The sequence below is a fragment of the Parvibaculum sp. genome (genome assembly GCF_040882025.1).
Lineage (GTDB): Bacteria > Pseudomonadota > Alphaproteobacteria > Parvibaculales > Parvibaculaceae > Parvibaculum.
The window spans coordinates 25,574-35,752 of sequence record NZ_JBBECC010000056.1 but is presented as its reverse complement, the minus strand read 5'-3'; the positions used below and the strand labels follow the sequence as shown (position 1 = coordinate 35,752).

General features: G+C 66.0%; 13 protein-coding genes. 8 read left to right on the top strand and 5 right to left on the bottom strand.

What is annotated here, in order from left to right; all coding sequences use genetic code 11:
- The first annotated feature begins 41 nt into the window (after positions 1-41).
- The gene (locus tag WEB61_RS03745; RefSeq protein WP_368062984.1) at positions 42-1,667 is read left to right on the top strand and encodes an acyl-CoA synthetase; all 1,626 of its coding nucleotides are present in this window, start codon (positions 42-44) and stop codon (positions 1,665-1,667) included.
- Between the two features lie 6 nt (positions 1,668-1,673).
- Here the strand turns inward: WEB61_RS03745 and WEB61_RS03740 are convergent, their stop codons facing one another.
- Positions 1,674-1,955 carry a hypothetical protein gene (locus tag WEB61_RS03740; RefSeq protein ID WP_368062983.1) on the bottom strand — a complete coding sequence of 94 codons (282 nt, stop codon included), beginning with the start codon at positions 1,953-1,955 and terminating at the stop codon, positions 1,674-1,676.
- A gap of 209 nt (positions 1,956-2,164) precedes the next feature.
- Complete coding sequence (locus WEB61_RS03735; protein WP_368062982.1) at positions 2,165-2,344, bottom strand: YdcH family protein; 180 nt, start codon at positions 2,342-2,344, stop codon at positions 2,165-2,167.
- Positions 2,345-2,452: 108 nt separating this feature from the next.
- Here WEB61_RS03735 and WEB61_RS03730 point away from each other — a divergent pair, with 108 nt between their 5' ends.
- On the top strand, positions 2,453-3,088 hold the full coding sequence (locus tag WEB61_RS03730) for a UbiX family flavin prenyltransferase (protein WP_368062981.1): 636 nt from the start codon (positions 2,453-2,455) through the stop codon (positions 3,086-3,088).
- Positions 3,085-3,291: a YdcH family protein gene (locus WEB61_RS03725; RefSeq protein ID WP_368062980.1), complete on the top strand. Its 207-nt coding sequence runs from the start codon at positions 3,085-3,087 to the stop codon at positions 3,289-3,291. Before WEB61_RS03730 ends, WEB61_RS03725 begins: the two co-directional genes overlap by 4 nt.
- A 485-nt stretch (positions 3,292-3,776) precedes the next feature.
- Here WEB61_RS03725 and WEB61_RS03720 read toward each other — a convergent pair whose 3' ends face one another.
- Complete coding sequence (locus WEB61_RS03720; protein WP_368062979.1) at positions 3,777-4,490, bottom strand: GGDEF domain-containing protein; 714 nt, start codon at positions 4,488-4,490, stop codon at positions 3,777-3,779.
- Positions 4,491-4,666: 176 nt separating this feature from the next.
- On the opposite strand from WEB61_RS03720, the gene WEB61_RS03715 reads away from it, so the two are divergent.
- From WEB61_RS03715 to WEB61_RS03700, 4 genes are all read left to right on the top strand, one after another.
- Positions 4,667-5,791, top strand: a complete 1,125-nt coding sequence (locus tag WEB61_RS03715) for a pectin acetylesterase-family hydrolase (RefSeq protein ID WP_368062978.1) — start codon at positions 4,667-4,669, stop codon at positions 5,789-5,791.
- A gap of 136 nt (positions 5,792-5,927) precedes the next feature.
- Entirely contained in the window at positions 5,928-6,476 is a 549-nt protein-coding gene (gene purE / locus WEB61_RS03710; RefSeq protein WP_368062977.1) for a 5-(carboxyamino)imidazole ribonucleotide mutase, read from the top strand.
- Positions 6,476-7,585, top strand: coding sequence for a 5-(carboxyamino)imidazole ribonucleotide synthase (locus WEB61_RS03705; protein WP_368062976.1), 1,110 nt, complete (start codon positions 6,476-6,478; stop codon positions 7,583-7,585). Before purE ends, WEB61_RS03705 begins: the two co-directional genes overlap by 1 nt.
- A 79-nt stretch (positions 7,586-7,664) precedes the next feature.
- Positions 7,665-8,282, top strand: a complete 618-nt coding sequence (locus WEB61_RS03700) for a PAS domain-containing protein (RefSeq protein ID WP_368062975.1) — start codon at positions 7,665-7,667, stop codon at positions 8,280-8,282.
- Position 8,283: 1 nt separating this feature from the next.
- On the opposite strand, the gene WEB61_RS03695 is transcribed toward WEB61_RS03700, so the two are convergent.
- Positions 8,284-8,970 carry a COQ9 family protein gene (locus tag WEB61_RS03695; RefSeq protein ID WP_368062974.1) on the bottom strand — a complete coding sequence of 229 codons (687 nt, stop codon included), beginning with the start codon at positions 8,968-8,970 and terminating at the stop codon, positions 8,284-8,286.
- On the bottom strand, positions 8,960-9,550 hold the full coding sequence (gene def / locus WEB61_RS03690; protein ID WP_368062973.1) for a peptide deformylase: 591 nt from the start codon (positions 9,548-9,550) through the stop codon (positions 8,960-8,962). Before def ends, WEB61_RS03695 begins: the two co-directional genes overlap by 11 nt.
- A gap of 179 nt (positions 9,551-9,729) precedes the next feature.
- Here def and rpsU point away from each other — a divergent pair, with 179 nt between their 5' ends.
- Positions 9,730-9,960, top strand: a complete 231-nt coding sequence (gene rpsU, locus WEB61_RS03685) for a 30S ribosomal protein S21 (protein WP_304734093.1) — start codon at positions 9,730-9,732, stop codon at positions 9,958-9,960.
- Positions 9,961-10,179 lie beyond the last annotated feature (219 nt).

Below are 10,179 nucleotides of genomic sequence, written 5' to 3'. Positions count from 1 at the left end.
GTCGGCACATTCTTCCCTTCCGCGCGCCACGAGGCATTCCCATGACGACCCCCTATGAAACCGGTCTCGACAAGAACCCGGCCAATCACCAGCCGCTGTCGCCGCTGAGTTTCCTGAAGCGGGCGGCGGAGGTTTATCCCGAGAAGGTGGCGGTGGTGCATGGGGATTTGCGGCGCCCCTACGCGGAACTTTATGCGCGCTGCCGCAGGCTCGCCTCGGCGCTTGCCGAACGCGGGATCGGGCTTGGGGACACGGTGGCGGTGATCGCGCCGAACATTCCCGAAATGCTGGAACTGCATTACGGGCCGGCGATGACCGGCGCGGTCGTCAACACCATCAACACGCGGCTCGACGCCGCCGCCATCGGCTTCATGTTCGATCACGGGGAAGCGAAGGCGCTGTTCGTTGATCGCGAATTCGCGGGGCTGGCGAAAGAAGCGCTGGCGCTGGCCAAGGTCAAGCCCTTCGTCATCGACATCGACGATGCGTTCTACGACGGGCCGGGCGAGAAGATCGGCGAGACGGATTACGAGAGCTTCATCGCCGCGGGCGATCCGCATTTCAACTGGCAATTGCCGGCCGACGAATGGCAGGCGATCAGCCTGAATTATACCTCCGGCACGACGGGGAACCCGAAAGGCGTCGTCTACCACCATCGCGGCGCCTACCTCCTTGGCATGGGCAACATCGTGACGGCGGGAATGAAGGCGAGTTCCGTCTATCTCTGGACGGTGCCGATGTTCCATTGCAACGGCTGGTGCTTCACCTGGTCGATGAGCGTGGTGGCGGGGACGCATGTGTGCCTGCGCCGCGTGACGGCGGCGAACATCTTTGCCGCGATTGCCGAACATAGAGTGACGCATATGGCCGGCGCGCCGACGGTGATGGGATTTCTGATCAACGCCACGGCGGAAGAAAAGAAGCCGCTGCCGAATGTCGTCAATTATTTCGCCGCCGCCGCGCCGCCGCCCGCCGCGACGATCCGCAAGCTCGAGGCCGAAGGCTTCAACGTGATCCATGTCTATGGGTTGACCGAAACCTACGGGCCGGCGGTGGTGAACGCCTGGCATGACGAGTGGGACGAGATGGAGGTGAACGCGCGGGCCAATGTGAAGGCGCGGCAGGGCGTCAATTATGTCGTGCTGGAAGGGATTTCGGTGCGCGATCCGGAGACGATGGAGGAAGTGCCGCGCGACGGCGCGACCATGGGCGAGGTGATGTTCCGCGGCAATGTGGTGATGAAGGGCTATCTGAAGAACCCGAAGGCGAGCGTCGAAGCCTTTGCCGGCGGCTGGTTCCATTCCGGCGATCTCGGCGTCTGGCACGCCGACAATTACATCCAGCTCAAGGACCGCTCGAAGGACATCATCATTTCGGGCGGCGAGAATATTTCCTCCATCGAAGTCGAGGACGCGCTCTACAAACATCCGGATATTCTGGAAGCGGCCGTCGTGGCACGGCCCGACGAGAAATGGGGCGAGACGCCTTGCGCCTTCGTGACGGTGCGGACGGGCGCGAGCCTGAGCGAGGCGGACGTGATCGCGCATTGCCGCGCCAATCTCGCCCATTTCAAATGCCCGAAGACGGTGATCTTCACCGAGCTGCCGAAAACCTCGACGGGGAAGGTGCAGAAATTCAAGCTGCGCGAGAAGGCGGACGAACTTTAGGCGGGATCAGAGGAGAATGTTGACGGCGCGGCCTTTCGACGGATCGCCAGCATGGCCCTTGTCGCTCGCCGTGTTTTCACCGCGCGCGCGGGCTTTCTCTTCGGCGGCTTCGATCTTCCTTGCGTCGCCCGCGGGCACGGTCGGGTCCATGTCGGCATCGGCGCCGAACGGCCCGGACTTCGGGTGCGCGGGATCGATGTTCTTTTTCGCCTGCTCGACTTCGGTGCAGTTGCGGCACGCGAAGCCGTTGACGTTGACCGGCGTTGGGTAATCGGCGCTGAGTACCATGTCTAAAGTCCAGCCTGCGGGCAGGCGCGCCTCTTGCGCCCGTTCATGCTGCAAGCCTGACCGCCGGGACTTAAGATTTCATGAGACGGACTTCACAAGACGGTGACCCGCCGGTAACCCCGTCTTCACCATGAGACCCCCGAAATACAAAGCGCCGGGCCTGGGGGCCGGGCGCTGGAATACTTTCGCGAGATTCGCTTTTCGTGGGGTCAGGCGGCGGATCGTTCGCCGCCCAGTCGTTCGATCTCCTCTTTCAGTCGAAGCCGCTGCTTTTTCAATTCCGCGATATGCAGGTCATCGCTGCTCGGGTGGTGAATCTCGGCGTCAATCTCCTGTTCCAGCGCCTTGTGGCGGTCGCGAAGCTCGGCAATGTGAGACTCCAGAGCCATCTCATTCCGTCCTTTCGTTAAGCCTCAGATGCCCAAAGTCTGACTCTTTTCGCGCTCCTTGTCGAACCCCACTCGCAAAGAACCGGCTGGCGTTGTAAACGTGGAGTTATGAAGAAATCCGGCCGAAATCCGCCCCGTCTTGTCGTGGGCATCTCCGGCGCCTCCGGCGTCGCCTATGGCGTGCGCCTGCTTGAAATGCTGGCTTCACTGGGTGTCGAGACGCATCTGGTGATGACGAAAGCGGCCGAAATGACGCTGGGCTACGAGACCGGCCTGAAACCGAAAGAGGTCGAGGCGCTGGCACATACGCGCTACCGGCTGGACGATATCGGCGCGGCGATCGCGAGCGGCTCGTTCAGGACGCTCGGCATGATCGTGGCGCCCTGCTCGGTCAGGACCATGTCGGAGATCGCAACCGGCGTCACATCGTCGCTGCTGACGCGGGCGGCCGACGTTATGCTGAAGGAGCGGCGCCGGCTGGTGCTGATGGTGCGCGAGACGCCGCTTCATACCGGCCATTTGCGGACCATGACGCAATTGTCGGAAATCGGTGCCATCATCGCCCCGCCGGTGCCCGCGCTCTATACGCAGCCGGGCTCGATCGACGCCATGGTGACGCAGACCGCGGCGCGGATGCTCGATCTCTTCGGCCTCGAAGCGCCCGAAACGCAGCGCTGGGGCGAGGCGCTGAAACAAGGCCGCCGCGCGCCGGTGCGCAAGCCCGTGAACAAGACGCAAAAATGACCGAACGGGAAGAACGGGAACTCATCGAGCTGCTGGCGACGCTCAGGGAAGAGCATCGCGACCTCGACAGCGCCATCTATGCGCTGGAGGCAACGCCGCGCCCCGATCACCTGCAGATCAAGCGGCTGAAAAAACGCAAGCTGCATCTGCGCGACCGCATCCAGGAAATCGAGGACATATTGTTTCCGGATATTATTGCTTAGGGGGCGGGTGTGGGGGTGGTCCGATCCCATCGCCAAAACCACAGTTGTCATACCGGCGAAAGCCGGTATCCATGGACGGTCCATGGCAAAGTCAAGATTTTGCACGCGGAGACGCGGAGCCGCGGAGAAGGAAAGAATACTGGCGCTGCGCGCCGAAGAAGCTGCTTCGCGTCGGCGGTATGGAATCCCATAAACAAGGACGTCATTGCGAGGAGCGTCAGCGACGAAGCAATCCAGAAAGCGTCAAACACAGAATTTGTGGCTCTCTGGATTGCTTCGCTTCGCTCGCAATGACGATTTATTTTTTTTCGCGCCGAAGGCGCAATAAATCTTCCCTTCTCTGCGTCTCCGCGGCTCCGCGTCTCCGCGGCTCCGCGTGAGTCCTTCTTCCCTTCACCTCACCGCTTGCCGCAGCCGCCCATGGACCCCGGCTCGCGCCGGGGTGATATGCCTGTTTTGTATGGAACAGCAAGCGGCGCGGGTGCTCACTCCTCGCCGCGCTTGGCCTCGTACATGGCGCGGTCGGCGCGGGCGAGCGCGTCGTCGGGCTGGTCCTCGCCGGTGAAGGCGACGGCGCCGACCGAAATCGAGAGTTGCAGCGTCTTGCCTTCGAACTGGAGCGGTTGCCCGGCGACGAGCTTCGCCAGCCCCGCCGCCTTGGCTTTCGCCATCGCCTCGTCGGCGCGCACCAGGATGACGCCGATCTCGTCGCCGCCGAGGCGGCCCACAATGTCGGTCTCGCGGATATTGTCGAGAACAAGCTTCGTCAGGTGATGGAGCGCGGCATCGCCCGCCGCATGACCGTGCAGGTCGTTGACCTGCTTGAAATTGTCGATGTCGAAATAGACAAGGCCGGCGGGCTCGCCATAGCGCCGCCCGAAGGCGATGACGCGGGACAGCTCGCGCACAAAGGCGCGGCGGTTGAGGACAGGGACCAGCGGATCGTGATCGGCCAGCTTCTCGGCCTCACGCAACCGGTCCTGCAGGGTGGTCATGTCGCGCCGGAGACGGTCGACCTCGCCCATCAGCGCCATCAGCGCATCGCGCACGGCGGGCGTGATCTCGGCCTCGGGGATGCCCATGATGCTGGCGGTGTCCGAGACCGTGCGGCCGCCGCTAGCGCCGCCCGCCGCCCGGCCGCGCTCGCGCTGGGTCGAGGAGGAAGTGGTCGAAACGGGCCGCGTGTCGCCGATTTTCATGCGGTGTTCGCCTGTACCTCACGGCGCCTGCCGCGATTCGCCGTTGAAAATGCCATTTTTCGGGGACGAATGCCATGCGAACCGGCATCGGCGGGGCCGCAGCAGCGGGGGCTAGGCCGCTGGCCCGGCACCCCCCATAATCGCAAAAACACCCCGCCCCCGGAGGAAAACGCGCCATGACTGCAGAGACGACAAAATTCACACCGGCGCTTGCGCTCGGCTTTGCCGCGATGGCGGCCGTGGCCTGGGGCGCCTTTACGACGATGCGCGGCGCACCGGCGGAGCCGCTGCCGGCGCTGGCGGCGCTCGAACCCGGCTGGACGACCATCGCACCCGGCGGCGAAACGGCCTGCGCGCATGGCACGCCCTATGAATTCCATGTGAAGCCGGGGCGCGCGGACCGGCTCTTCGTCTTTCTCAATGGCGGCGGCGCCTGCTGGACGGGCGCGCTGTGTTCGCTCGACGAGGAGCCGACGCCCTATGTCCCGGTGTCGCGGATCGAACATAACGACCCGCGCCGGCTGAAGGGCGTTTTCGACGCGGGCAACGCGGACAACCCGCTTGCGGACTGGACGCAGGTCTTCGTCAGCTATTGCACGGGCGACGTGCATCTCGGCAACCGCGACGTGACCTATGATGACGGGAAAGAGGAAATCACGGTGCGCCATCGCGGCCGCAGGAATGTCCGCGCCGCGCTCGACTGGGTCTACGCGAATGTGAAGGCGCCGGAGCGCGTGCTTGTCGCCGGGTCGAGCGCCGGCGGCATCGCCGCACCCTGGTATGCGGTGGAGGTTGCGGCCGAATATCCCAAAGCCGGCATCGCCGTGCTGGGCGACGGCGCGGGCGGCTACCGCGATCCGGCCGTCGCGCCGCTGATGGAGGGTTGGGGCTTCTGGGACGATGCGCCCTCATGGACGAACGGCATCGAGGGCGACGGCGCGCGCTTCGAGGACATCTGGCGCAAGGCGGCGGAAGCCGAACCGCGGCTGACGCTGGCACAATTCGACAACGCCTATGACGAGGTGCAGGAAATGTTCCTGAAGCTGCTCGGCACCGAGGCAAGGCTCCACCCGCTGGTCGCGGCGAACCGCGCCGATCTCGCCGCCGCCATCCCGGGCTTCCGCTCCTACACGGCGGGCGGCACGCCGCACACGCTGATCCGCTTCGACCGTCTTTACACGTATGAAGTCGACGGCGTGCGGGCGGTCGACTGGCTGCGCGACATGGCGGAAGGACGCGCGGTGGCGAACGTAACCTGCGGCGCGGCGGCGGCGTGCGAGCGGGAACCGGGGGCGGAATAGCGCGGGCGCCTGAATCGGCCCTTTTCCGCCCTTCCCCGGCGCCTTGCCAAGCCGGTCCCCATGCCTATACTCCCTCGCTTTCCGAAACCGGCGGGCCCTTCGGGCGCCCGCCCGAGCGTGGGGCGCGCGAACGCGGATGGCAGCGAAAAAGGCAGGCGCGAAACGGGCGAAAGCCCCGGCAAAAGCCGCGAAATCCTCGGGAAAGCCGCTGGTCGGCATCATCATGGGCAGCCAGTCGGACTGGCCGACCATGCGCCACGCCGCCGAGGCGCTGAAGGCGCTGGGCGTTCCCTTCGAGACGCGCATCGTCTCGGCCCATCGCACGCCCGAGCGCATGGTCGACTATGCAAAGACGGCGCGCGGACGGGGCCTCAAGGTCATTATCGCCGGCGCCGGCGGCGCGGCGCATCTGCCGGGCATGACGGCTTCGCTCACCGCCCTGCCGGTTTTCGGCGTGCCGATCCAGTCGAAGGCCTTGTCGGGACAGGACAGCCTCCTCTCCATCGTGCAGATGCCGGGCGGCATTCCCGTCGGCACGCTGGCGATCGGCGAGGCGGGCGCGAAGAATGCGGGACTGCTCGCCGCCGCCGTGCTGGCGCTGTCGGACGAGGCGCTGGCAAAGCGGCTCGACGCCTTGCGCGCCGCGCAGACGGCGGCCGTGGGCCTGAGCCCAGAGGGCAAATAGTGGCGGCAATCGCACCGGGCGGCACGATCGGCATTCTGGGCGGCGGACAGCTCGGCCGCATGCTGGCCATGGCCGCCGCCGAGCTCGGTTTCAAATGCCACATCTATTGCCCCGACGCCGAGGCGCAGGCCGCCGACGTAGCCGCGCGGCTGACCCGCGCGCCTTATGAAGACGCCGTGGCGCTTGCCGCTTTCGCCGACAGCGTCGATGTCGTCACCTATGAGTTCGAGAACGTGCCGGCGGAAACGGCGCGCATCCTCAGCCAGCATGCGCCCGTCCGCCCCGCGCCGCGGGCGCTTGCGATCGCGCAGGACCGCCTGACCGAAAAGACCTTCCTCAAGGAACACGGCATCGCGACCGCGCCCTTCGCCGAAGTGGCGGTGCCTGCGGATCTCGACGCCGCGCTGGTGCGGATCGGCACGCCCGCCATTCTGAAGACGCGCCGCATGGGCTATGACGGCAAGGGACAGGCGAAGATCGCGCGCGCGGAAGAAGCGGCCGCCGCCTGGGAGGCGATCGGCCGCCTGCCCGCGATCGTGGAAGGCTTTGTCGATTTCGAGCGCGAGATTTCGGTGGTCGTCGCGCGCGGGGCGGATGGCGGAACGGCGGCCTACGATCCGGTCGAGAACCTTCACACCGATCACATCCTCGCCCGCACCTATGCGCCGGCCGCCCTCGCGCCCGCGCTCGCCGACGAGGCCCGCGCCATCGCCGCACGGATCGTGGCGGAACTCGACTATGTCGGCGTGATGGGCGTCGAGATGTTTCTGCTGCCCGAAAGCGCCGGCGCTTCGCGCCTGACGGTCAATGAAATCGCGCCGCGCGTCCACAATTCCGGCCACTGGACGATGGATGCCTGCGCGGTGAGCCAGTTCGAGCAGCATATCCGCGCCATTTGCGGCTGGCCGCTGGGCGACCCGGCGCGCCATTCCGACGCCGTGATGACCAACCTGATCGGCGACGCGGCGGCAGGATGGGCTGCCATTGCCGCCGAGCCCGGCGCGAAGCTGCATCTCTACGGCAAGGCGGAGGCCCGGCCGGGCCGCAAGATGGGCCATGTCAACCGGCTGTTCCCGCTCGGAAAGCGTCCGCCGGTTACGTCACGTTAATACCCGCGGCCTCACGCTGAGAGGGAGGAAACGCCGGTACCGCCCGCTCAAGGGCGCATGCCGGACAGAAAGGCCGCCCATGGACCTGGCCGGAACGGAACCACATGCCGACAGCGACGCGGCAACGCGGCGCTTCATGGAGGAACACGCGCCGACGCCCGGCGAACGCGCCACGGCGCCCGTGCTCGGCGCGCACACGCATCGGGAAATTTTCGAATACTGGTGCGGCCTGCCGCGCGCGGACGGCATGCCCGACGCATCGGATTTCGATCCGATTGCCATCGTCGGCTGCCTGCCCGACATCGCCATCGTCAGCGTCAGAAGCCCGACCGACATTCATCACCGCCTCGTCGGAACGGGTCTCGTGAACCGGGTCGGCTACGACGCGACGGGCGTCAATCTGCTCGACCTCATAACCGACGACAACCGGGTGCAATGCAGCCGCGACATGCATGAAGTGGTCTACCGGCCCTGCGTCTCGCAGGCGCGCGTCAGCAGCCATTATATCTCCGGCCGGATCGCGCATGCGCAGAGCATCTACCTGCCGCTGCGGGGCCCGGCGGGCCAGCCGCCGCGCATCGTCAGCATACACACGCCGGAAGAGCCGACGGGCTATGATGTTCCGATGGAAAAGCCGCGCTTCGCGGACCATATCGACCGGGTCGTCTGGATCGATGTCGGCTGCGGCACGCCCTGATCTACTCGCGGTAGCGCAAACGCCCGAGCAACGCGAAGGGATCGGGCAGTTTTTCCATCACGCCGAGAAGCGATGCCTTGGCCTTCTCGAAACGCATCACGTCCTCGATACGCCGGTCGAGAAAGGCCCATGTGTCGGCGAAGCCGTCCGAATGGTCGGACAGCCAGTGAAGCGTGACGGCCGACCAGACGCCCGCCAGCGTCGCGCGCTTGGTGTAGAAATTGAAATCGGTGGAGGTATCGCCGGCGGCGCGCCAGATGGCATCGACCGTGCGGTAGAGCGCGCGCGGACCGTGGACGCCGGATGTCGGCAGGGCGAGCAGCGTGACCGCCCGGCGCACCGCCTCGCGATTTGCCACATCGACCTCGAGGCGGACGCGGACGGCGCGCGTGATGCGCGCGCGCACCTTCATCGCCGCGAGGTCTTCCGCCGCCAGCGCCTCCTCCATGCGCCGGTCGCCATCGGCCAGGAAATAGTCGACGAGATCGAGCGCGCCGTCCGGAAAGGCGAGGCGCATCTCGTTGTGGCTGATGCCGGCCGCCTCCGCCGCTTCGCGCATCAGGCGCGGGGTCCAGCCGTCGAAAGCGACATGCGGCAACGCGGCGGCGAGCAGCTTCGCCCGCGCCGCTTCCGCGTGGCCGGCCTTGCCGGCGCGCGTGCCCGGGCGTCCCGTCATCCTATCGGGCATCGCTCGTCTCCTTTTCAGCCTCGTTCGCTTCAAGTTGCGCGGCAAGCATGGCACGCGCCTCGCTTTCGAATATGAGTTCGGACAGGTCGTCCATCCGCTGCGGATAGAGAATGCCGTCGAGATGATCGCATTCATGCTGCACGACGCGGGCATGGAAACCGCGCGCCCGGCGCTCGATCGTCTCGCCCTCGGGCGTCGTGCCGCGATAGCGGATGTCGGTGGCGCGCGGCACCGCGCCCCGAAGCCCCGGTACCGAAAGGCACCCCTCCCAGCCCTTCTCGGTCTCCGCCGTCAGGATCTCGATTTCGGGGTTGATGAGGACGGTCAGGGGCGCCGTATGGTCGAAAATCTCCGCTTCGTCGACCGCCTCGCCCGCCCGCTCGGCCGGCGCCTGGAAAATGACGATCCGCCAGGGCGCGTAGACCTGGGGGGCGGCGAGCCCCGCACCATTGGCGTCGATCATCGTCTCGATCATGTCGGCGACCAGAGCCTTGACCTCCGGCGCGGTGGGGTCGGGGACGGGCTTGGCGATGCCTTTCAGCACCGGATGCCCCATGCGGGCGATTTTTCGTATGGCCATGGGCGCAATATGAGGCCGCAGCCCGGCGGCGGCAACGGGGCGGAATGCCTCGCTTTTCCGGCCGGGTCCGGCGGGGCGGCAGTGGACAAAGCCCTCATCCTTTGCTAGACAGGCGGCACTCTAGCGCAGGCGTTGCCGCGTTCGCGCTTAACCCATTGAAACTAGACAGGTTTTTTCTCGTGCAGGTACTCGTTCGCGACAACAACGTCGATCAGGCCATGAAGGCCCTGAAGAAGAAGCTTCAGCGCGAAGGCGTGTTCCGCGAAATGAAGCTCCGCAATTTCTACGAGAAGCCCTCCGAGAAGCGCGCCCGCGAAAAGGCCGAAGCCATCCGCCGCGCCCGCAAACTCGCCCGCAAGCGCGCCCAGCGCGAAAGCGGCGTACCGGCCCCCGTCGTCGTCAAAAAATAAGCTCCGGCCGTCAGGCTGAGACGCAACGCCTCCGGTTTCCGGGGGCGTTTTGCTTTTGGGGGGCTAGAGAGCCTCTTCCGGCGTCTGCGCGTTGCGCGCACCCTCCCATGTCCTCAAACGCCCGGTGCGTTTTGCCCAGCGATAGGCCGACTTGCCGGCGGCGTTCTGGTGGTACCACTGGCCGTAGAGCATGGCGTTGAACTTCGGAATCCAGAAGCG